This window comes from Streptomyces sp. NPDC058985 (genome assembly GCF_042740985.1).
Lineage (GTDB): Bacteria > Actinomycetota > Actinomycetes > Streptomycetales > Streptomycetaceae > Streptomyces.
The window spans coordinates 55364-76661 of record NZ_JBHYJX010000024.1 but is presented as its reverse complement, the minus strand read 5'-3'; the positions used below and the strand labels follow the sequence as shown (position 1 = coordinate 76661).

The following is a 21298-nucleotide window of genomic DNA, read 5'->3' as shown; positions in this document are numbered from 1 at the left end:
TCTACAGCGGTGTGACGTACGCCCCGGAGATCCCGCCGTCCACCAGGAAGTCGGTGGCGTTCACGAAGGAGGAGTCGTCGCTGGCCAGGAAGGCGACGGCGGCGGCGATCTCGTCGGCCTCGGCGAACCGCCCGACCGGAATGTGCACCAGGCGGCGGGCGGCCCGCTCGGGGTCCTTGGCGAACAGCTCCTGGAGGAGCGGGGTGTTGACCGGGCCCGGGCAGAGCGCGTTGACGCGGATGCCCTCCCGGGCGAACTGGACGCCCAGTTCGCGGGACATGGCGAGGACGCCGCCCTTGGACGCCGTGTACGAGATCTGGGAGGTGGCCGCGCCCATCCGCGCCACGAAGGACGCGGTGTTGATGATGGACCCCCGGCCCTGGCGCCGCATGTAGGGGATGGCGGCCTTGCAGCACAGGTAGACGGAGGTGAGATTGACCTCCTGGACGCGCTTCCACGCCTCCAGGCCGGTCTCCAGGATCGAGTCGTCGTCGGGCGGTGAGATGCCCGCGTTGTTGAACGCGACGTCGACGCTGCCGTAGGTGTCGTAGGCGGTACCGAACAGCGCCTCGACCTGCTCGGGGTCGGTGACGTCGACCATGACGAAGGTCCCGCCGACCTCCTCGGCCGCCGCCTTGCCCCGGGTCTCGTCGACGTCCCCGCAGACGACGTGCGCGCCCTCGGACGCCAGCCGGCGGACGGTCGCGAGGCCGATGCCGCTGCCGGCTCCGGTGACGACGGCGGTACGGCCGGCAAGCCTGCGGCAGACGATCTCTTCGCTCACTGTGCGGGGCCCTCCGTGCTCGACGAGGCGGTGCTGATGAAGACGTTCTTGGTCTCGGTGAACGCGGTCAGCGCGTCCGGGCCGAGTTCGCGCCCGAGCCCGGACTGCTTGAAGCCGCCGAACGGGGTCCAGTAGCGGACGCTGGCGTGGGAGTTGACGGACAGGTTCCCGGCGCGGACCGCGGCCGAGACGCGCAGGGCGCGGCCGACTTCCCGCGTCCACAGTGAGCCGGACAGGCCGTAGTCCGTGGCGTTGGCCAGGCGGACCGCGTCGGCCTCGTCCTCGAAGGGCAGCACGACGGCGACGGGCCCGAAGACCTCCTCGACGGCCACCCGGGCGTCCGGGCCGGCGCCGGTGAGGACCGTGGGCGGGAACCAGAAGCCGGGGCCGCCCTCGGGGGCCTTGCCGCGGATGCCGTCGATGCCGTCGGGGACGTAGGAGCGGACGCGGTCCAGTTGGGCGCGGGAGATCAGGGGGCCCATGTCGGTGCTCTCGTCGGCCGGGTCGCCGACCCTGACGGAGTCGATCGCCGGGGCCAGGAGGGCGAGGAAGCGGTCGTACACCGGGCGCTGGACGAGGATGCGGGTGCGGGCGCAGCAGTCCTGGCCGGAGTTGTCGAGGAAGGACATGGGGGTGGCGGCCGCGGCGGCCTCCACGTCGGCGTCGGCGAAGACGATGTTGGGGCTCTTGCCGCCGAGTTCGAGGGTGACGGGCTTGAGGAGCGCGGCTCCCCTGGCGGCCACCCGCCTGCCCACGGCCGTGGACCCGGTGAAGACGATCTTCGCCACGCCGGGGTGCTCCACCAGCGCGTCGCCCGCGACCGGCCCGTGTCCGGGCAGCACCTGGAACAGCCCCTCGGGCAGCCCCGCGTCCAGGGCGAGTTCGGCGAGCCGCAGCGCGGTCAGCGGGGTCGTCTCGGCGGGCTTGAGGAGGACGGCATTGCCCGCCGCGAGCGCCGGTGCCGTGCCCCAGGCGGCGATCGGCATCGGGAAGTTCCAGGGGGCGATGACGCCCACGACGCCGAGCGGTTCGAGGATCGTCACGTCCAGGCCGCCGGGCACCGGGATCTGGCGTCCGGTGAGCCGCTCCACTCCCCCGGCGGCGTAGTCGAGCAGGTCGCGGACGTTGCCGGCCTCCCAGCGGGCGTTGCCGATGGTGTGCCCGGCCTCGCGGACCTCCAGCCGGGCCAGCTCCTCCAGGTGCTCGTCGACCGTATCGGCGAAGCGGCGCAGCAGCCGGGCCCGGTCGCCGGGGGCGAGGGCGGCCCAGGCGGTCTGTGCCCGGGCGGCCCGTACGACGGCGGCGTCGACGTCGGCCGCGGAGGCGGCGGGGACGGTGGCGACGACCTCTTCGGTGGCGGGGTTCAGTACGCGGAGTTCGCCGGACGTGTCGTGCGACTCGGACAACGGTGCCTCACATGCGTTCGAAGGAGCGGCGCAGTTCCCAGTCCGTGACGGCGGCGTCGTGGGCGTCGGTCTCGACGCGCGCCATGTTGCGGTAGTGGTCGACGACCTCGTCGCCGAAGGCGGCCTTGGCGAGCGTGCTGTTCTCCCACAGCTCGGCGGCCTCGCGCAGGGTGGTGGGGACGTGGGCGTAGTCAGCGGTGTAGGCGTTGCCCGCGCAGGGTTCGGGCAGTTCAAGACGCTGTTCGAGGCCGTGCAGTCCGGCCGCCACCATGCCCGCCACCGCCAGGTACGGGTTGACGTCGCCGCCGGGCAGCCGGTTCTCGAAGCGCAGGGAGCGTCCGTGGCCGACGACGCGCAGGGCGCAGGTGCGGTTGTCGTGTCCCCAGGCGACCGCGGTGGGCGCGAAGGATCCGGGCTGGAAGCGCTTGTAGGAGTTGATGTGGGGGGCGTAGAGGAGGGAGAACTCGCGCAGGGCCACGAGTTGTCCGGCGAGGAAGTGCCGCATGACCCCGGACATGCCGCCCTCTTCGTCGCCGGCCATGACGGCGGCGCCGTCCTCGTCGGCGAGGGAGAGGTGGATGTGGCAGGAGTTGCCCTCGCGCTCGTTGTACTTGGCCATGAAGGTGAGGGACATGCCCTCCTGGGCGGCGATCTCCTTGGCGCCCGTCTTGTAGACCGCGTGCTGGTCGCAGGTGACCAGGGCGTCGTCGTAGCGGAAGACGATCTCGTGCTGGCCGGGGTTGCACTCGCCCTTGGCGGACTCGACGGTGAGCCCGGCGCCCGCCATCTCGTTGCGGATGCGGCGCAGCAGGGGTTCGACGCGGCCGGTGCCGAGCACCGAGTAGTCGATGTTGTACTGGTTGGCCGGGGTCAGGCCGCGGTAGTTCGCGTCCCAGGCCTGTTCGTAGGTGTCCCGGAAGACGATGAACTCCAGCTCGGTGCCGGCCCGCGCGGTCAGGCCGTGGCCGGCGAGGCGTTCGAGCTGGCGGCGCAGGATCTGGCGGGGCGCGGCGAGCACCGGCGTGCCGTCCTCCCAGGCGAGGTCGGCTACGGCCATCGCGGTGCCCTCGTTCCACGGCAGGCGGCGCAGGGTGGCCAGGTCGGCGTGCATGGCGAAGTCGCCGTAGCCGCGGTCCCAGGAGGACATCGCGTAGCCGTCCACGGTGTTCATGTCGGCGTCGACGGCGAGGAGGTAGTTGCAGCCCTCGGTGCCGTGTGCCAGGACCTCGTCGAGGAAGAAGCGGGCCGCGAACCGCTTGCCCTGGAGGCGGCCCTGCATGTCGGGGAAGGCCAGGACGACGGTGTCGATGTCACCGGCGGCGACGAGGGCGTGCAGTGCCTCGACCCCGAGCGGGGGTGTGCGGTCTGGCACGGGGAGAGCCTCCTTTGGCCGGGAGCCATAAGGTATTGCCGGGAACCATTGGTTGGGAAGGGGGCGCGGCCGCATGCCGGAGGAAACCGGGGGGAGCGTGACGGACCGGCTCGCACCGGTGTTGCGGCCGGTGCGGGCGGGCAACGGCTTCGAGGAGGCGCTGGAGCAGATCCTTCAGGTGGTCAGGCTGGGCCTGGTGTCCGGGGGTGAGCGGCTGCCGGCCGAGCGGGAGCTGGCGGAGCGGCTCGGGATCAGCCGGGTGACCCTGCGGGAGGTGCTGCGGGTGCTCCAGGACCAGGGCCTGGTGGAGGCCCGGCGCGGGCGGTACGGCGGCACCTTCGTGCTGCCGCGTGCGGACGCCGGCGGCGAGGACGAACTGCGGCGCCGGGTGGCCGGGGCCGACATCGAGGACGTGCTGCGCTTCCGTGAGGTGCTGGAGGTGGGTGCGGCCGGGCTGTGCGCGGTGCACGGGCTGACGGACGGTGAGGCGGCGCGACTGCGCGAGTCGCTGGCCGCGACGCGGGACGCACCGCTGGCGGCGTACCGGCGGCTGGACACGAGGCTGCACCTCACCCTGGCGGAGCTGTGCGGGTCGACGGCCCTCGCGGCGCAGTACGCGGCCGTCCGGGCCACCCTGAACGACCTGCTGGACTGCATCCCGCTGCTGGTGCGCAACCTGGAGCACTCGCAGCGGCAGCACACGGCGCTGGTGGAGGCCGTGCTCGACGGGGACGCGGACGCGGCCCGCGCGATCGCGCGGGAGCACTGCGCGGGGACGGCGGCGCTGCTGCGGGGGTTCCTGACGTGAGTGTGCCGCGCGGGCGGGTCCCACGCGGGCAAAGGTATGAGGACGGTCCATAGCGGGAGGCGGAGGGCTCGGATGGTGACGGACAGGCCGCTGATCGGCGTCAGCACCTACTTGGAGACCGGGGCGCGCTGGGGCGTGTGGGAACTGGAGGCGGCGCTGCTGCCCGCCGGGTATCCGCGGCTGGTGCAGCGGGCGGGCGGCCTGGCCGTGATGCTGCCGCCGGACGCGCCGGAGCACGCCGCGGCGACGCTCGCCCGCCTCGACGGGCTGGTGATCGCGGGCGGCCCGGACGTGGAGCCGGTCCGCTACGGCGCGGCCCCCGATCCGCGCACCGGCCCGCCCGCGCGCGCCCGGGACACGTGGGAGCTGGCCCTCATCGAGGCGGCCCTGGCCGCGCACGTCCCGCTGCTGGGCGTCTGCCGCGGCATGCAGCTCCTCAACGTCGCCCTGGGCGGCACCCTCGTCCAGCACATCGAGGGCCACGCCGAGGTGGTGGGCGCCTTCGGCGGTCACCCGGTCACGCCGGTACCGGGCACGCTGTACGCCGGTGTGGTCCCCGAGGAGAGCTTCGTCCCGACCTACCACCACCAGGCGGTGGACCGCCTCGGCACCGGCCTCGCCGCGTCGGCCCACGCGGCGGACGGCACGGTGGAGGCCCTGGAACTCCCGTCCGCGCCCGGCTGGGTCCTGGGCGTGCAGTGGCACCCGGAGATGGGCGAGGACGTACGGGTGATGCGGGCTCTGGTGGAGGCGGCGGCCCGGCCCTCCTGAGCACCGGGGGCGGACACACCGAGCCCCCTACACCCGCGTCAGCGACAGCAGTTGCCGGGCCGGACCCGTCGGCCGGTGCCCCGTGGGCCACACCGCCCGCAGGTCGCGGGCGAGGGTGACGTCCGCGAGGGGGACGCTCACCAGGCGGCGGGTGGTCAGTTCCTCGCCCACCGCGAGTTCGCTGAGGACGGAGGGGCCGGCGCCGCTCACCGCCGCCGCCTTCACGGCCGTGGTGGACGACAGCTCGATCAGGGGGCGGGCCAGGCCGCCCAGGGCCGCGTCCAGGACCTGCCGGGTGCCCGAGCCCTTCTCGCGCAGGATCAGCGGGGTCGCCGCCAGTTCCGAGGCCGCCAGCGGGCGCCGGCGGCGGGCCCAGGGGTGGCCCGGCGCGGTGACGACGATGAGGCGGTCGTGGGCGATGACCGCGGAGTCCAGGCCGGCGGGGACGCTGACGCCCTCCACGAACCCGAGGTCGGCCTCGTCGGCCAGCAGTCGTGCCGCCACCGTCGCCGAGTTCCCGGCGAGCAGGGAGACCGCCGTGTCGGGCAGCTGGGTGCGCAGGGCGACCAGCCAGCCCGGCAGCAGGTACTCGGCGATCGTCATGCTCGCCGCCACCCGCAGCCGCGAGTCCCGCCGGTCCCGCAGCGCCTGCGCGCCCGCGTCGAACGCCTCGGCGGCCTCGACGATCCGCCGCGCCCAGTCCGTGACCAGCACGCCCGCGTCGGTCAGCCGGGAGCCGCGGGGCGAACGGTCCACCAGCGCTACCCCCAGCTGCCGCTCCATCGACCGGACGCGGCTGCTGGCGGCCGGCTGCGTGATGCCCAGCTCGCGCGCGGCGCCGCCCAGGCTGCCCAGCCGGGCCACCGCCAGCAGCAGCTCCATCGCGCCGAGGTCCGGGACCCGGTGCGCCAGCGAACCCGGCACGCCCTGACCGCCCTGACCGGCCTGCTCACCCTCCGCACTGCTCCTGCTCATAACCCCAGCTTATGCCCTCATAGAGGCATGGTCCCTGGTCAGCGGCTCCGGCCGCGATGATCGTGGACGCATGGTCACCGTCGCCCAGCCCCACTCCCCCGCCGCGGCCCCCGCCCGGCGCGTCCCCGCCGTCCGCCATCTCGGGCCCAACTGGTACGCCTGCGTCATGGGCACCGCCATCGTAGGCGGCGCCGGAGCCGCGCTGCCGGGGCGCATACCCGGGCTGCGCCCCGTGTGCACCGCGTTCTGGGCCCTGTCCCTCGTCCTCCTCGCGGCGCTGCTCGTGGCCCGTTCCCTGCACTGGCACCACCACCGGGACCAGGCCCGCGCGCATCTGCTCGACCCGGCCGCGGCCCCGTTCTACGGCTGCCTGTCGATGGCCCTGCTGGCCGTCGGCGGCGGCGCCCTGACGGTCGGCCGGGACTGGATCGGCACCTCGGCCGCGGTCGCGTTGGACGCCGTGCTCTTCACCGCCGGTACGGTCGTCGGGCTCGCGGCGGCGGTCGCCGTGCCGTACCTGATGGCCGTACGGCACCGGGTGGAGCCGGGGCAGGCCAGCCCGGTGTGGCTGCTGCCGCTGGTCGCGCCCATGGTGTCGGCGGCCGTCGGTCCGCTGCTGGTCCCGCACCTCCCGCCGGGACAGCCCCGCGAGACGCTGCTGCTCGCCTGCGTCGCGCTGTTCGGCGTGAGCCTGCTCGCGACCCTGGTGACCCTGCCGGTGATCTTCGGCCGGCTGCTCACCGGAGGCCCGCTGCCGCTCGCGATCACCCCGTCGCTGTTCCTGGTCCTGGGCCCGCTCGGGCAGTCGACGACCGCCGTGGGCCAGTTCGCGGACGTGGCCCCGGGTGTCGTTCCGGCGCCGTACGCCGAGGGCTTCGGGGTGTTCGCCGTGCTCTACGGCGTGCCGGTGACGGGCTTCGCGCTGATGTGGCTGTGTCTGGCCACCGCGCACGTGGTGCGGGCGCGGCGCGAGGGCATGGGCTTCTCGATGACGTGGTGGTCGTTCACCTTCCCGGTGGGCACGTGTGTCACCGGCGCGCAGGCCCTGGCCCGGCACACCGGGCTCGTCGTCTACGACGGGCTCACGGTCGTCCTGTGCGCCGTGCTGGTCACGGCCTGGGCGGTCGCCGCCGTGCACACGACGCGCGGCCTGTTCAGCGGTGTGCTGCTCGCAGGGGAGCAGCCAGTGCCCGGGGCGCCTCGGCCAGTGACGGCCCGTACCACGTGAGGTACCGCCCGTCGACGAGGGCGCAGGACAGACCGGGGAACGCCTCCGGGCCGTCGTCGGCGGTGAAGCGGTACGGCTCGTCCGGCAGGACCACGACGTCCGGGCGGGCCGCCCGCAGGTCCTCGACGGGGATCTTCGGATACCGCTCGGGGTGGGACGCGTAGAGGTGGTCGACGCCCAGGCGGGAGAGCACGTCGCCGGCGAAGGTGTCGCGGCCCAGCACCATCCAGGGCCTGCGCCAGATCGGCACCACGGCGGTGCGGCGCTCCCCGGGCGGCGGGGACGGCAGCGCGGACCAGGCCGCCTCCGCCTCGTCGAGCCACCGGGGCCGGGAGGGGGCACCGCAGGCGGTCAGCACGCGGTCCAGCTCGGTCCACGCCTGCGGCACGGTGCGCACCTCGGTCACCAGCACCCCGACGCCCGCCTCGCGCAGGGCGTCCAGGTCGGGGGCGCGGTTCTCCTCCTCGTTGGCGATCACCAGGTCGGGGGCGAGGGCGACGATCCGGTCGGTCTTCGGGTTCTTGGTGCCGCCGACGCGTACGGCGTCGAGCCCGGCCGGGTGGGTGCACCAGTCGGTGGCACCGGCGAGGACACCGGGGAGGGTGCGGGCCACCGCCTCGGTCAGGGAGGGCACGAGGGAGACCACCCTCACCGGCGGGGCCCCTCCCGGACCGCCTCGATGTGCTCGGCGACGGCGACCACGACCAGCCGCGTGTCGGGCACCGTGGCCCGCCACCGGTGCCGCACGCCGCCCGTGAGGTACAGCGTGTCGCCCCGGCCCAGCCGGTAGGCGCGGCCCTCGGCCTCGATCTCCACGGCGCCTTCGGCGACGAACATCAACTGGTCGTTGCGGTACTGGAGTTCCCGGCCCACGTCATGGTCGCCGGTGAACTCGGAGGCGTGCATCTGGTGGTGCCCGCGCACCAGCGAGCGCACCTTGGGGGCCAGCTCGGGGTCGGGGTCCTCGTCGCGGACCACGTCGACGCTGCACGCGGGGTCGGCGGCGGCGAGCAGCTCCACGGCGGTGGTGCGCAGGGCGTCGGCCACCTTCTCCAGGGAGCTCTGGCTGGGCCGCGCCCGGTCGTTCTCGATCTGGCTGAGGAAGGGCACGGACAGGCCGCTGCGCTCGGACACCACGGCGAGCGTCAGGTCGAGGGAGCGGCGCCGGCGCCGCACGGCCGCGCCGACCCGGAGGTGCTGATCCTTGTGGTCGCCCATCGCTCCGGCTCCCTCCTTCACCCGTCGTCGTGCCGCCGCGGTGCCCGTTCCGGGTCGCCGTCCTCCTGATGAGTTCTCTGCACCCTACGCATGTTCGGCAAACCGTTTCATGCGGCCGTCACATCGATGTCACGGTGCGGTGGCCTGGACCTCACAGTTCTCGCCACGCACAGGCCGCTCCGTCCCACGTGCCGGACGTCCTACCGGTTCAAGGCGTGGACGGCCCCGCGTGTTCCCGCCAGCCCCTCCCGTCCCGGCGAGGCGATGCTCAGGCAGGGGGTTGGCGCTCCGTGGTTGTCCAAATCCTTACCGTGTCCCCGGCCGACACGACCCGAGGGGTGGACCCGGCAGCGCGCTGTTCAGGCGGCGCTGCCGGGCCCACCCCTCGGGGTGACCGGTGTGCGGTACTGCTACGGGGTCATCCGGCCCACCATGTCCGGGTGCTCCTTCAGCCAGGCCGCGACGGCTTCCTCCTCATGGCCCTGACCGCGGTCCTTGATCTCGGCCTCCAGCGTGCCCAGCTCGTCCTCGCTCATGTGGAAGTCCTTGATCCACTTGGTGAGCTGCGGGTACTGCTCGGGGAACTTCTTGCTGGAGATGGTGCGGATCGTGTTGCCCTCGCCGAAGGCCTTCTTCGGGTCCTTCAGCTTGGTCAGCTCGTAGTCGCTGTACGCCCAGTGCGGGGACCACAGGGTGACCGCGACCGGCTCCTTCTTGGCGTAGGCGCGCTTCAGCTCGGCCAGCATGGCCGGGGTGGAGCCGTCCACGATCTTGTACTCGTCCTCCAGGCCGTAGCCCGGCAGCACCTCGTCCTTGGCGAGCTGCATCTCACCGGTGCCGGGCTCGATGCCGATGATCTTCCCGTCGAAGAGGTCGGCCTTGCCCTTGAGGTCCGCGAGGGACTTGACGTCCTTCACGTACGAGGGGACGGCGATCTCCAGGGAGGTCGGCTCGTACCAGGTGCCGAGGTCGGTGAGGTTGTCCTTGTTCTTCTCCCAGTAGTTCTTCTGGGCGTACGGCAGCCAGGCGTCGAAGTTGAGGTCCAGGTCGCCGGAGGCCAGGCCGGTGTAGACCGGGCCGACGTCCATCTGCTTCAGGTTCATCTTGTAGCCGCGGCGCTCCAGGACGTTCTTCCACAGGTAGGTGACAGCGACGTCCTCCTCCCAGGGGAACCAGGCCACGTCCAGGGTCCGCTTCGCCTCGGCCGGGGTGGCGCCGGCGGCGCCCTCGACCGGGGCGAGCTTGTCGACGAGGTCCGGGTTGCTCTTCAGCCAGGTGCGGACGGCGTCCTGCTGCTTGCCCTTGCCGGCCTTGTTGATCTCGGCCTCCAGGCTGGTGAGCTGCTTCTCGTCCAGCTTGAAGTCCTTCATCCACTTGGCGGCGGTCGGGTCGTCGTCCGCGAAGCCCTTGCGGGAGAGCGTGTGCACGCCGTCGCCCTTGCCCCAGGCGCCCTTGGGGTCCTTGAGCTTCTTCAGGTCGAGGTCGTTGTACGCCCAGTGCGGGGACCAGAGCGTGACGACGATCGGTTCCTTCTTGCTCATCGCCCGCTTCAGCTCGGCCAGCATCGCCGGCGTGGAGCTGTCGACGACCTTGTACTCCTTGTCGAGGCCGTACTCCTTGGAGACCTTGTCCTTCAGCAGGGCCATCTCGCCGGCGCTGGACTCGATGCCGGTGATCTTGCCGTCGAAGAGGTCGGCCTTGCCCTTGAGGTCGGCCAGCGTGTTGATGTCCTTCATGTACGCCGGGACGGTCAGCTCCAGCGACGTGTTGTCGTACCAGGAGCCGAGGTCGTCGAGCCGGTCGCCGTACTTCTTCCAGTACTGGGCGTGGGTGGTCGGCAGCCAGGAGTTGGTGACGATGTCGATGCCGCCCTGCGCCAGCGAGGTGTAGAGCGGTCCGGCGTCGAACTGCTTGGCCTCGACCTCGTAGCCGCGCTGTTCGAGGATCTCCTTCCACAGGAACGTGGAGGCGACGCCCTCGTCCCACGGCACGTAGCCGAGGGTGACCTTCTTGCCCTGGCCGACGTTCTTGCCGCTCGCGACGTTCTCGGTGTCGCCGGAGCCGCCGAACACGCCCATGCCGCCGGCCACCAGGCCGAGGATCACGACGCCGATGACGGCGACCTGCGGGCGGGGACGGTAGGACCAGATCTTCAGGCCGCCCATGTTGCGGGCCTTGGCGGCGGCGCGGCGGCCGAGCGGCGACACCTGGGTGCCGAGCGCGCTGGTCATGCGGTCCAGGTAGATCGCGAGGATCACGATGGCCACGCCGGACTCGGAGCCGAGACCGACGTTCAGCTGGCCGATGGCCTCGTTGACGTCGCCGCCGAGGCCGCCGGTGCCGACCATGCCGGCGATCGCGGCCATGGACAGGCCGAGCATGATGACCTGGTTGACGCCCGCCATCACCGTCGGCAGGGCCAGCGGGAGCTGGACGCGCAGCAGGGTGTTGCGGGGGGTGGTGCCGAAGGCCTCGGCGGCCTCGACCAGTTCCTTGTCGACCTGGCGGATGCCCAGCTCGGTCATGCGCACGCCCGGGGCGAGCGCGAAGATCAGGGTGGCCACGATGCCGGCGGAGGCACCGGTGCCGAAGAACAGGATGGCCGGGATGAGGTAGATCATCGCGGGCAGCGTCTGCATGAAGTCCAGCACGGGCCGGACGAGACCGCTGACCCGGTCGGAACGGGCCGCCCAGATGCCGACGGGCACCGCCACCACGAGGGCGATGATCGTGGCGACGAGCACCAGCGACAGGGTGATCATCGCGTTCTCCCACAACTCCATGGAGTCGATGAACGCGAATCCCAGGAAGGTGAGCACACCGGCGAGCGTGCCGCGCAGCCAGAAGGCGATGACCGCGAAGATACCGGCGAGGAGCAGCGGTTCGGGCGCCTGGAGGACGGCGTTGATGCCGTCGTAGGTGCCGGTGAAGATGGTCTTCAGGAAGTCGAAGAGCCACGCGACGTGTTCGAGCAGCCAGTCGACGGTGCTGTTGACCCAGTCGCCGAGCGGGATCCTAGGCACGGGCCATCACCTTCTCCGGACCCTGGTCGCCCGGGCTGTCGCAGGTGCCGGGCTCGGCCTGCTCGTCCCCGATGAAGCCGACGAGGCGGCGGGTGGGGACGACGCCGACCAGCTCGCCGTCGCCGTCGACGACCGCGACGGGGTGCGGGGTGCGGGCGCTGATCGCGCACAGGTCGGTGAACGACGTCTCGGGCGTGGCCGTCTCGCAGTCGCAGTCGGCCTCGTCACCACGCACGTCGGTCTCCATCACGGCGGCCGTGGTCAGCACGCGGGAGCGGTCGACGTCCTGGGTGAAGGAGGCGACGTAGTCGTTGGCGGGACGTATCAGGATGTCCTGCGCGGTGCCTATCTGGACGATCCGGCCGTCGCGCATCACGGCGATGCGGTCGCCCAGGCGCATGGCCTCGTTGAGGTCGTGCGTGATGAAGACGATGGTCTTCTTCAGGGTCTTCTGGAGTTCCAGCAGCTGGTCCTGCATGTCACGGCGGATCAGCGGGTCCAGGGCGCTGAAGGACTCGTCCATCAGCAGCAGATCGGCGTCCGTGGCGAGCGCGCGGGCCAGGCCGACACGCTGCTGCATACCGCCGGACAGCTCGTCGGGCCAGGACTTCTCCCAGCCGGCCAGGCCGCACAGGGCGAGCGCCTCGTCGGCGCGGCGTTCGCGCTCGGCGCGGGGCACGCCCTGCACTTCGAGACCGTAGGCAGCGTTGTCACGGACGCTGCGGTGCGGGAAGAGCGCGAAGTGCTGGAAGACCATGCTGATGCTCTTGGAGCGGACGTCGCGCAGCTTGCGCTCGCCGATCTCGGTGAGGTCCTGACCGCCGAAGCGGACATGCCCGGCGGTCGGCTCCAGCAGACCGTTGAGCATGCGCAGCAGCGTGGACTTGCCGGATCCGGACAGTCCCATGACCACGAAGATCTCGCCGGGCTCCACGGTGAACGACGCGTCGATGACGGCGGCCGTGGTGCCGTCGGCGTGCAGTTCCTTCCGCACGTCCCCCTGGCGCAGTCGTTCGACTGCCTGATCCGGTTTCCTGCCGAAGACCTTGAACAGGCCCTCGGCTTCTAGTCTGGCTGACACGCTTACCTCTTGCATCGGGGGCAGGGACAGGGTGTGAAGCCTCGCTAACAGTTGAATGCATCAACCAGCTTCGACCCGGCTGCGCGCCTGCCCCGATGCTTATGCGCCAAACACATGAGTGACCCAGTTCACACGTCGTCCCTCGTTCGTCCACACGCTCTGCGGCATGATGCGAGGCGTGACCGGACGACTGATGCTTCTCGACACCGCCTCCCTCTACTTCCGCGCCTACTTCGGCGTGCCGGACTCGGTGCGGGCCCCCGACGGCACGCCGGTGAACGCCGTGCGCGGCCTGCTCGACTTCATCGACCGCCTGGTGAAGGACCACCGGCCCGACGACCTGGTCGCCTGCATGGACGCCGACTGGCGCCCGCACTGGCGGGTGGAGCTGATCCCCTCGTACAAGGCGCACCGCGTCGCCGAGGAGCGCCCCGCGGGCCCCGACGAGGAGGAGGTGCCCGACACGCTGTCACCGCAGGTGCCGGTCATCGAGGACGTCCTCGACGCGCTCGGCATCGCCCGCGTCGGCGCGGCCGGGTACGAGGCGGACGACGTCATCGGCACGTACACCGCGCGGGCGAAGGGCCCGGTGGACATCGTCACCGGCGACCGGGACCTCTACCAGCTCGTCGACGACGCCCGGGGCGTGCGCGTGCTGTACCCGGTCAAGGGCGTGGGCACCCTCAACCTCACCGACGAGGCGGCACTGCGCGAGAAGTACGGCGTCGACGGCCGCGGGTACGCCGATCTGGCGCTGCTGCGCGGCGACCCGAGCGACGGTCTGCCCGGTGTGGCCGGCATCGGCGAGAAGACGGCGGCCAAGCTGCTGGCCGAGTTCGGGGACCTGGCGGGCATCCGGGCCGCCGTGGACGACCCGAAGGCGAAGCTCACGCCCTCGCAGCGCAAGCGGCTCACCGAGGCCGGCCCGTATCTGGACGTCGCCCCGAAGGTCGTCCGGGTCGCCGACGACGTGCCGCTGCCGGACGTGGCCACCGCGCTGCCGCGCGGACCGCGCGACGCCGCGGCGCTGGACGCCCTCGCGACGCGCTGGGGCCTGGGCGGATCGCTGCACCGGCTGCTGACGACGCTCACCGCCTGAGCGTGCGGCGCCGGAAGACAATGCCTGCGCGGCGCGTCGGCTCCCGGACGAGGGGAAGTCGTACTCTGCGTGCGGAACGTCGCGGATCTCCCCTTCGTGACGCGAGAAGCGGGAAGGGGATGCTAACTTAGGTGAACCTAACCAAGTGATCCGCACGCAGTGAGCAGGGAGGCCGTCATGGCAGACCGTCCGGCACGCAAGCCGCGCAAGCCGCACACCGCACAGGTCGTCCGGACCGAGCGGCTGACCCCGCACATGCAGCGTGTGGTGCTCGGCGGCGAGGGGCTGGCCGAGATCTCCGCGGACACCTGTACCGACCACTACGTGAAGCTGCTGTTCGCCGCCGAGGGCGTGACCTATCCCGAGCCCTTCGACGTGGACCGGATCCGCGAGGAGTTCCCCCGCGACCAGTGGCCGGTGACCCGCACGTACACCGTGCGCCACTGGGACGCCGCGCACCTCGAGATGACGCTGGACTTCGTCATCCACGGCGACGAGGGGCTGGCCGGCCCCTGGGCCAAGCGCGTCCGGCCCGGCGAGACCGTCCACTTCATGGGCCCGGGCGGCGCCTACGCCCCCGACCCGACGGCCGACTGGCACCTGCTGGCCGGCGACGAGAGCGCGCTGCCGGCGATCGCCCGCTCCCTGGAGGCGCTGCCCGACGGCGCCCGCGCCTTCGCGTTCGTGGAGGTCGACGGGCCCCAGGAGGAGCAGAAGATCGACTCCGACGTGGAGGTCGTCTGGCTGCACCGCGGCACCCGTCCGGTGGGCCAGGCCCTGGTCGAGGCGGTGCGCGCGCTGGACCTCCCCGAGGGCCGCCCGCACATCTTCGTGCACGGCGAGGCGGCCTGCGTCAAGGAACTGCGCCGCTATCTGCGGATGGAGCGGGAGATCTCCCGCGAGGACCTGTCGATCTCCGGCTACTGGCGGCTCGGCCACAACGAGGACGGCTGGCAGGCCTCGAAGCGCGAGTGGAACGCCCGCATCGAGGCCGAACAGGAGGGCATGCCGGCGGCCTAGCCGGGCGCCCCACCCGCCCGCTCAGTCCCCGCGCACCGCGCATGCAGATGCATGTCGGGCCGGCCGCCGGACGCAGCAGGGCCCTGCGCTCGACGCGCTCCCCGGGCGAAGCCCGCCCTGAACGCGCCCCGCAGGCCCGCCAGGACCGGCCGCCCGGACGAAGTGACACCGGCGCGCAGGCCCTCCGCCCGCTCAGTCCCCCCGCACCCGCGCATGCAGATGCATGTCGTGCCAGCCGTCCGGATGCAGCAGGGCCCTGCGCTTGACGCCCTCCGGGGCGAAGCCCGCCTTGTGGGCCACCCGGCAGGACGGTTCGTTGGCGACCGCGTGGGAGAGTTCCAGGCGCTGGAAGCCGACCTCGTCCAGGGCCCAGGCGGCCAGTGCCCGGGCGGCGCGGGCGGCGACGCCCCGGCCGCGGGCGGCCGCGGTGGTCCAGTAGGCGACCTCGGCCAACCCGTCCCAGAACACCATCTGCCGCAGCGCGACCCGGCCGACCAGCAGACCTCCGGCCTCCTCGACGACGGCCCACTGGGCGTTCCGCTCCCGCTCCCAGCCCTGCCGCCAGTCGGCGATCCAGCCGCGCACCTCGTCCTCGGAGTCGGAGGTCCGGATGTGCCACTGGTGCATCAGCGGGTCCTGGAAGGCCGCGTGGACGGCGGGTGCGTCCTCGTCGCGCCACGGGCGCAGCAGCAGCCCGTCCCCCGTGGGGAGCGTGGGCTGCGGGGTGCCGGAGAGGGTGCCTGCGGCGAGGACCGGGTGTGTCAGGTAGGGCATGCCCGGCATCCTGCCAAGCGGCGGCACCGGCGGCCCAGCGTTTTTCCGGCGTCGCCGGCCGCCTCGTAGGCTGGCGGTGATGAGACGCCGCACCCCTCCCCCGCCCTCGCCCCTGCCGCAGCGCGACGGCATCGACGCGATGCGGGTGCGGCTGCCCGCGCACGGCCCGTGGTCCACGGTGCGCGAGCACCTGACGGAGCGGCTCTCCGGCGCGGGCGCCGGCGTCGTCGACGGCATGTTCGCCGCCGGACGGTTCGTCGCGGCGGACGGCCGGGCGGTGCCGGCGGACGCGCCGTACGAGCCGGGGATGTTCGTGTGGTTCCACCGCGAGACGCCCGCCGAGGTGCCGGTTCCCTTCCCGCTGGAGGTCGTGTACCGCGACGCGCACATCGTCGTCGCCGACAAACCCCACTTCCTGGCCACCACCCCGCGCGGCGGCCACGTCACCGAGACCGCGCTGGCCAGGCTGCGCCGGGAGCTGGACCTCCCCGCGCTCGGTGCCGCGCACCGCCTGGACCGGCTCACCGCGGGACTGGTCCTGTTCATCGTGCGCCCGGAGGAACGCGGCGCTTACCAGAGCCTGTTCGGCGAACGCCGGGTGCGCAAGGAGTACGAGGCCGTCGCCCCGTACGCCCCGGGGCTCGCCCTCCCCCGGACCGTGCGCAGCCGCATCCTCAAGGAACGCGGGATCCTGGCCGCCCACGAGATCGAGGGCGAGCCCAACGCCGTCACCCGCGTCGAACTGGCCGCGCAGCACCGGGCCCCGGGCGGGGGTCCGGAGCTGGGGCAGTACCGGCTGGTGCCCGGCACCGGCCAGACCCACCAGCTGCGGGTGCACATGAACAGCCTCGGCGTGCCGCTCCTCGGCGACCCCCTCTACCCGGAGGTGGCCGCCCCCGCGCCGACCGGCGACTTCCGGCGCCCGCTGCAACTGCTGGCGCGGGAGCTGGCGTTCACCGACCCGGTCACGGGGCGGGAGCACCGCTTCCGCAGCGGACGGTCCCTCGGGGCGTGGACGGCGTACGAGGAGTGGGCCGACTCTCAGTAGCCGCGCCACCAGAGCAGGAAGCGCTGCCAGGCACCGCGCGGCCGGGGCTGCTCGGGGAACGGCACCGGCTGGGGCGCCGCGGCGTTCGCGGGCACCGGCTGCGGCGGGTACGAGGGGACCGGCGGCCGCGTCCGCTCTTCCAGTTTCGGGATACCGACGTGCCAGTCGGGGCGCCGGGCGGGGGCGGGCGCGTGGCTCGGCTGCTGCATGATGTCCTGCTGCTCCTTGGGCTCGAACCGCACCGGCAGTTCCACCAGGTGCCGGGAGGCGATCGAGGACCGCCACCGCAGTTCGTCCTCGTCGCAGGCGAGCTGCACGTCGGGCAGCCGCATCAGCAGCGCGTCGATGCCCGCGTCGGCGATGGCGCGCCCGATGTCCTGCCCCGGGCACTCGTGCGGACCGCCGCCGAAGGCGAGGTGGGAGCGGTTGCCCATCATGCTCGCGTCGAGGTCGGGGCGGATGCGCGGGTCGACGTTGCCCGGCGCGATGCCCAGCAGCAGTCCGTCGCCGGCCCGGATGCGCTGCCCGCCCAGTTCCGTCTCCTGCTTGGCGAAGTAGGCGAACACCGTGCTGAACGGCGGCTCGTCCCACAGCGACTGCTCGACCGCCTCCGGCACCGTCATCTGCCCGCCACTGAGCTGGGCGCGGAAGCCGGGGTCGGTCAGCACCACGCGCAGCACGTTGCCGATGAGGTTGACGGTCGCCTCGTAGGCGGCCAGGAGCACCACCCGCAGGTGCTCCCTGACCTCGTCGTCGGTGAGCCCGGCGGGGTGGTTGACGAGGCGCCCGGCGATGTCGTCCCGCGGGTTGGCCCGGCGTGCCTCGGTGAGCCGTCCCAGCGCCTCCATGACGTAGGCGTGGCTGGCGATCGCCGTGTCGGTGCCCTTGAGGGTGTCGCGGGCCGCCTCCACCATCCGGTCGCTGTACTCGTCGGGCATGCCGAGGAGGTGGCACATCACGCCCATCGGCAGGTGCTCGGCGAACTGTCCGACGAGGTCGGCGCGGCCCTCCTCGCAGAACCGGTTGACGATGCGCTGGGTGTACCGCTTGATGTGCCGACGCAGCTCCCGGTAGTCGAGGTCGGACATGGCGCTGGTGACCGCCCCGCGCAGCCGCTTGTGCTCGTCGCCCTCGGCGTGCGAGCAGATGGGCTGCCAGGCGATGTGCGGCATCAGCGGGTGGTCGGGTTTGACCATGCCCTCGTTGAGCGGGTTCCAGATCCGGCTGTCGCGGCAGAACTGGGCGGGGGTGCTCACCATGTGCAGGTTCTCGGCGTGTCCGAGGACCACCCACACGGGTACGTCGTCGTGGAGCAGCGCGGGCGCCACCGGCCCGTGCCGCTCGCGCAGGTTCTCGTACAGCTCCTCCAGGTCGTCCGCCTCGTGCAGCCGGTGCAGTCCGCCCGGCCCGAGGCCGTGCGCGGGGCAGCCGGGGGGTGGGTCGAGGAGGGGGTCGCCCGTTCCGGTCGGTGAGTGGCGTTCAGGCGTCACAGTCTCGCTCCGCAGCAGAAGTGTGGGTCAAGGGGGTGGGTCGTCCGGGCGCGGTCAGGTGAGCGCGCCCTTCATGGCGAGGGAGTGCAGGAAGCGCATCAGGGTCATCAGGACGTCGCGGCTGGAGGCGCGGCGCCGTACGTCGCAGTCGAGGATGGGGATCTCCTCGGGCAGGTCGAGCGCGGTCCTCAGCTCCGCGACGGGGTAACGGGGCGCGTCGGGGAAGGTGTTGACGGCGACCACGAAGGGCACGCCGCGCTCCTCCAGGCGCCCCATGACGTCGAAGCTGACCTCCAGGCGGCGGGTGTCGACCAGGACGACCGCGCCGAGGGCGCCCTCGAACAGGCCGTTCCACAGGAACCAGAAGCGTTCCTGGCCGGGTGTGCCGAAGAGGTACAGCACCAGTTGGTCGGTGATGCTGATGCGGCCGAAGTCCATGGCGACCGTGGTGGCGGTCTTGGAGGCGGAGCCGTAGTTGTCGTCGACGCCGATGCCTGCCTGGGTCATCGTCTCCTCGGTGGTCAGCGGTCTGATCTCGCTGACCGAGCCGACCATCGTGGTCTTGCCGACGCCGAAGCCGCCCACGATGACGATCTTCACGGCCGCCTCGGCCGTTTGCGGCAGCCGGTCCTCGGTGCGTGGGCCGGGGACCGTGTCAGAGTTTTTGAAGTCCATGCATCACCGCTTCGAGGAGGTTCCGGTCGGCCACCTTCTGGCGGACGATCGAGGCGCGGGCCTGCACCAGTTCCGCCGCCAGCAGGTCGGTGAGCAGCACGGTCACCACACTGAAGGGCAGGCTCAGGTAGGCCGACAGCTCGGCTACGGACAGGGGGGCGGCACACAGCCGCAGCAGGGCGGCCTGTTCCGGGGTGGCGGAGACCGGGGGGTCCGCGCGGGCCACGATCAGGGTGACCAGGTCGATGTCGGCGCGCTCGCCGTTGCCCTCGCCGCCGATGACGAAGAGCCGCTCGGGGTTGCGGATCTCGCCCTCTTTGCCGGGCGGGGCGGGGCCGGGTGACCCGGCGGGCCCGTCCGGTCCGGGAGTTCGCCTCTGGCGTTGGGGAGGAGTCATACGGTCTGCCCGTTGCGCCGCGCGGGACTGGTGAGATGGGGGCCGATGCGCGCGACCAGGTCGGCCATGCTCAGGCCCATCCGGCCGGGTTCGCAGCGGACGTCGGAGAGCACGGCGAGGTAGGCGTTGGGGCCGGCGGCCATCAGGTAGAAGTAGCCGCCGTTCATCTCGATGAGCACCATCTTCATGTCGCCGTCGCTGGTGGGGATCTCCTGGCTGACGGCGCTCGCCAGGCTCTGCAGGCCCGCGCAGGCGGCGGCGACCCGGTCGGCGGCGTCGGGGTCCCCCGAGTAGCGGGCGATGCGCAGGCCGTCGGCGGAGAGCACGACGATCATCTCGATGCCCGGGACGCCGTCGTAGAGGTCCCGGAGCATCCAGTCGAACTTGCCTTGCTGCTCGATCACTTGAGGTTCCCCTCGTCGTCTGCCGGGGCGTGGGCCGGCTCGTCACTGCTGGACTGCTGGTGGGCCTGGGTGAGGCCCGGGTGCTGCTTGAGGCCCTCCCAGAAGGCGCCGATGAAGTGCCCCGGCGGGAGACCCTGGTCCTTGTGCTGCGCGGGCTCGGGCTCCGCGGGCGCCGGGATGCCGTTGCGGGCGCGTTCGGCGGCCAGGCGGGCCTCGCGCTCGGCGTCCTCGCGCTCCCAGACCGCCTGTTCGGCGAGGCGCTGGCTGAGCGGCATCTTGACCCGGCTGCGGCGCTGCGGCAGGCCGCCCGCCGTCCACTCGGTGACCTCGGGGACGTCGTCCTCCATGGAGACGCCGGCCGGGATGCGCGGGCTGGTGGGGCGGCGCTTCTTGGGCTTGCGCTGCGGTCCGGGCAGCGCGTCCGGGCCGGGGGTGGGGATCGAGGTCGCGCCGATGCCGTGGGCGAGACCGACGCCGGGCTCGGTGGTCATCATCTTGCTCGGCACGATGAGGATGGCGCGGACTCCGCCGTACGCGGAGGCGCGCAGCGAGACGTCCATGCCGAACTGCGTGCACAGCCGGCCGACGACGGACAGGCCCAGGCGCGGGTGATGGGCGAGGTCCTGCACGTCGGTGCCGCGCTTGGCCTGCTCCAGCAGGCCCTCGATGCGGGCGCGGGACTCCTCGCTGAGGCTGACGCCGGCGTCCTCGATCTCGATGCAGACACCGCTCTGCACCTCGGTCGCGGTGACGTGCACCTTGGACGCGGGCGGTGAGTAGCGGGTGGCGTTGTCGAGCAGCTCCGCCGCGGCGTGGATGACCGGTTCGACCGCGGTGCCCTTGATGTTGACCTTGGCGATGGAGGCCAGGTTGATCCGGCGGTACTCCAGGATCCGGGACATGGCGCCGCGCAGCACGCTGTAGAGGGCGACCGGCTCGGGCCACTGGCGTCCGGGCCGGCCGCCGCCGATCACGGAGATGGAGTCGGCGAGGCGGCCGATCAGCGAGGTGCCGTGGTCGATGCGCAGGAGGTCGTCGAAGACCTCGGGGTTGCGCCCGTGGTCCTCCTCCATCTCGCGCAGTTCCTTGTTCTGCTGGTGGACGATCGCCTGGACGCGGCGGGCGATGTCGACGAAGGAGCGCTCCGCGGACTCGCGCATGGAGTCCTGGTGGTCGACGATCTCGCAGACCATGTGGATCAGCCGGCGCTGGGGCTCGCCGAGTTCGGCGTAGGCGGGGTTCACCTCGCCGAGGCGGCGCATCACCTCCGAGGGCGTGTTCCCCCTGCGCATGAAGTGCAGCACGTCGGGCAGCACGACGCTGCCGAGCTCGACCATCTCCTCGTGGTGGCTCGCCGCCCGGTGTTCCAGATACGCGCTGTGACGGGCGTGCGCAGCGCGCTCGGCCCGCAGCGCACGGCCGCGGCGTACCGCTTCGGCCGCCGCGGAGACCACCAGCAGGGTGGCGACGGCACCGCACAGGCCGACGGCGAGCCGGGCCGGTTCCGTCACGAGGGCGACGGCGGCCCCGGTGGCCGCGGCCATCAGTATGGCCGGCAGCAACAGCGTTCGCGCGTAGGGAAGTTCACGGCGACCTGGAGGGGAATCAACACTCACCATGTAGGCCCTCTGAAAACGAATCGGCTGGGATGGGGGAGCCCCCGACGGGGTATGCCTGGGAGCTGTCGGGATCATCGACGCATAGGGAACAAGCGCGCGATTACAC

At 72.3% G+C, this 21298-nt stretch carries 20 protein-coding genes; 6 read left to right on the top strand and 14 right to left on the bottom strand.

Annotated features, from left to right (window positions below; all coding sequences use genetic code 11):
- Position 1: 1 nt before the first annotated feature.
- From ACFW01_RS21730 to ACFW01_RS21720, 3 genes are read right to left on the bottom strand one after another with little or no spacing between them, the layout of a single operon-like run.
- Positions 2 to 784, bottom strand: coding sequence for a 3-oxoacyl-ACP reductase (locus ACFW01_RS21730; RefSeq protein WP_384505683.1), 783 nt, complete (start codon positions 782 to 784; stop codon positions 2 to 4).
- Complete coding sequence (locus ACFW01_RS21725; RefSeq protein WP_384505680.1) at positions 781 to 2190, bottom strand: aldehyde dehydrogenase family protein; 1410 nt, start codon at positions 2188 to 2190, stop codon at positions 781 to 783. Before ACFW01_RS21725 ends, ACFW01_RS21730 begins: the two co-directional genes overlap by 4 nt.
- A gap of 7 nt (positions 2191 to 2197) precedes the next feature.
- Complete coding sequence (locus ACFW01_RS21720; RefSeq protein ID WP_384505677.1) at positions 2198 to 3562, bottom strand: glutamine synthetase family protein; 1365 nt, start codon at positions 3560 to 3562, stop codon at positions 2198 to 2200.
- Positions 3563 to 3635: 73 nt separating this feature from the next.
- On the opposite strand from ACFW01_RS21720, the gene ACFW01_RS21715 reads away from it, so the two are divergent.
- Positions 3636 to 4370: a FadR/GntR family transcriptional regulator gene (locus tag ACFW01_RS21715; RefSeq protein WP_384505674.1), complete on the top strand. Its 735-nt coding sequence runs from the start codon at positions 3636 to 3638 to the stop codon at positions 4368 to 4370.
- A 75-nt stretch (positions 4371 to 4445) separates the two neighbouring features.
- Positions 4446 to 5141 (top strand): gamma-glutamyl-gamma-aminobutyrate hydrolase family protein, encoded by a 696-nt coding sequence (locus ACFW01_RS21710; RefSeq protein ID WP_234958414.1) that lies wholly within the window; start codon positions 4446 to 4448, stop codon positions 5139 to 5141.
- 27 nt (positions 5142 to 5168) lie between these two features.
- On the opposite strand, the gene ACFW01_RS21705 is transcribed toward ACFW01_RS21710, so the two are convergent.
- Complete coding sequence (locus ACFW01_RS21705) at positions 5169 to 6116, bottom strand: LysR family transcriptional regulator (protein WP_234958372.1); 948 nt, start codon at positions 6114 to 6116, stop codon at positions 5169 to 5171.
- Between the two features lie 70 nt (positions 6117 to 6186).
- On the opposite strand from ACFW01_RS21705, the gene ACFW01_RS21700 reads away from it, so the two are divergent.
- Positions 6187 to 7344: a TDT family transporter gene (locus ACFW01_RS21700; protein WP_234958373.1), complete on the top strand. Its 1158-nt coding sequence runs from the start codon at positions 6187 to 6189 to the stop codon at positions 7342 to 7344.
- Here ACFW01_RS21700 and ACFW01_RS21695 read toward each other — a convergent pair.
- From ACFW01_RS21695 to ACFW01_RS21680, 4 genes are all read right to left on the bottom strand, one after another.
- Entirely contained in the window at positions 7271 to 7996 is a 726-nt protein-coding gene (locus ACFW01_RS21695; RefSeq protein WP_234958374.1) for a helical backbone metal receptor, read from the bottom strand. The genes ACFW01_RS21700 and ACFW01_RS21695 overlap by 74 nt on opposite strands.
- A complete protein-coding gene (locus tag ACFW01_RS21690) occupies positions 7993 to 8562 on the bottom strand; it encodes a helix-turn-helix domain-containing protein (RefSeq protein WP_064727011.1) in 570 nt (189 codons plus the stop codon). The genes ACFW01_RS21695 and ACFW01_RS21690 overlap by 4 nt, the downstream gene beginning before the upstream one ends.
- A 410-nt stretch (positions 8563 to 8972) precedes the next feature.
- Positions 8973 to 11585, bottom strand: a complete 2613-nt coding sequence (locus ACFW01_RS21685) for an ABC transporter permease/substrate binding protein (protein ID WP_234958375.1) — start codon at positions 11583 to 11585, stop codon at positions 8973 to 8975.
- Entirely contained in the window at positions 11578 to 12666 is a 1089-nt protein-coding gene (locus ACFW01_RS21680) for a glycine betaine/L-proline ABC transporter ATP-binding protein (protein ID WP_234958376.1), read from the bottom strand. The genes ACFW01_RS21685 and ACFW01_RS21680 overlap by 8 nt, the downstream gene beginning before the upstream one ends.
- 193 nt (positions 12667 to 12859) lie before the next feature.
- Here ACFW01_RS21680 and ACFW01_RS21675 point away from each other — a divergent pair, with 193 nt between their 5' ends.
- Together ACFW01_RS21675 and ACFW01_RS21670 are read left to right on the top strand one after the other, a co-directional pair.
- Entirely contained in the window at positions 12860 to 13765 is a 906-nt protein-coding gene (locus ACFW01_RS21675; protein WP_234958415.1) for a 5'-3' exonuclease, read from the top strand.
- Positions 13766 to 13942: 177 nt separating this feature from the next.
- Positions 13943 to 14785 (top strand): siderophore-interacting protein, encoded by an 843-nt coding sequence (locus tag ACFW01_RS21670; protein WP_384505667.1) that lies wholly within the window; start codon positions 13943 to 13945, stop codon positions 14783 to 14785.
- A 192-nt stretch (positions 14786 to 14977) separates the two neighbouring features.
- On the opposite strand, the gene ACFW01_RS21665 is transcribed toward ACFW01_RS21670, so the two are convergent.
- A complete protein-coding gene (locus ACFW01_RS21665) occupies positions 14978 to 15559 on the bottom strand; it encodes a GNAT family N-acetyltransferase (protein WP_384505664.1) in 582 nt (193 codons plus the stop codon).
- A gap of 79 nt (positions 15560 to 15638) precedes the next feature.
- Between ACFW01_RS21665 and ACFW01_RS21660 the strand changes: the two genes are divergently transcribed.
- Positions 15639 to 16607 (top strand): RluA family pseudouridine synthase, encoded by a 969-nt coding sequence (locus tag ACFW01_RS21660; protein ID WP_384505661.1) that lies wholly within the window; start codon positions 15639 to 15641, stop codon positions 16605 to 16607.
- On the opposite strand, the gene ACFW01_RS21655 is transcribed toward ACFW01_RS21660, so the two are convergent.
- From ACFW01_RS21655 to ACFW01_RS21635, 5 genes are read right to left on the bottom strand one after another with little or no spacing between them, the layout of a single operon-like run.
- Positions 16601 to 18097, bottom strand: a complete 1497-nt coding sequence (locus ACFW01_RS21655) for a cytochrome P450 (protein WP_234958380.1) — start codon at positions 18095 to 18097, stop codon at positions 16601 to 16603. The genes ACFW01_RS21660 and ACFW01_RS21655 overlap by 7 nt on opposite strands.
- A gap of 54 nt (positions 18098 to 18151) precedes the next feature.
- Positions 18152 to 18772, bottom strand: coding sequence for an ATP/GTP-binding protein (locus ACFW01_RS21650; RefSeq protein ID WP_234958381.1), 621 nt, complete (start codon positions 18770 to 18772; stop codon positions 18152 to 18154).
- Positions 18753 to 19169, bottom strand: a complete 417-nt coding sequence (locus ACFW01_RS21645) for a DUF742 domain-containing protein (protein ID WP_234958382.1) — start codon at positions 19167 to 19169, stop codon at positions 18753 to 18755. Before ACFW01_RS21645 ends, ACFW01_RS21650 begins: the two co-directional genes overlap by 20 nt.
- Positions 19166 to 19543, bottom strand: coding sequence for a roadblock/LC7 domain-containing protein (locus ACFW01_RS21640; protein ID WP_167308645.1), 378 nt, complete (start codon positions 19541 to 19543; stop codon positions 19166 to 19168). The genes ACFW01_RS21645 and ACFW01_RS21640 overlap by 4 nt, the downstream gene beginning before the upstream one ends.
- 26 nt (positions 19544 to 19569) lie before the next feature.
- Positions 19570 to 21192, bottom strand: coding sequence for an ATP-binding protein (locus tag ACFW01_RS21635; protein WP_234958383.1), 1623 nt, complete (start codon positions 21190 to 21192; stop codon positions 19570 to 19572).
- Positions 21193 to 21298 lie beyond the last annotated feature (106 nt).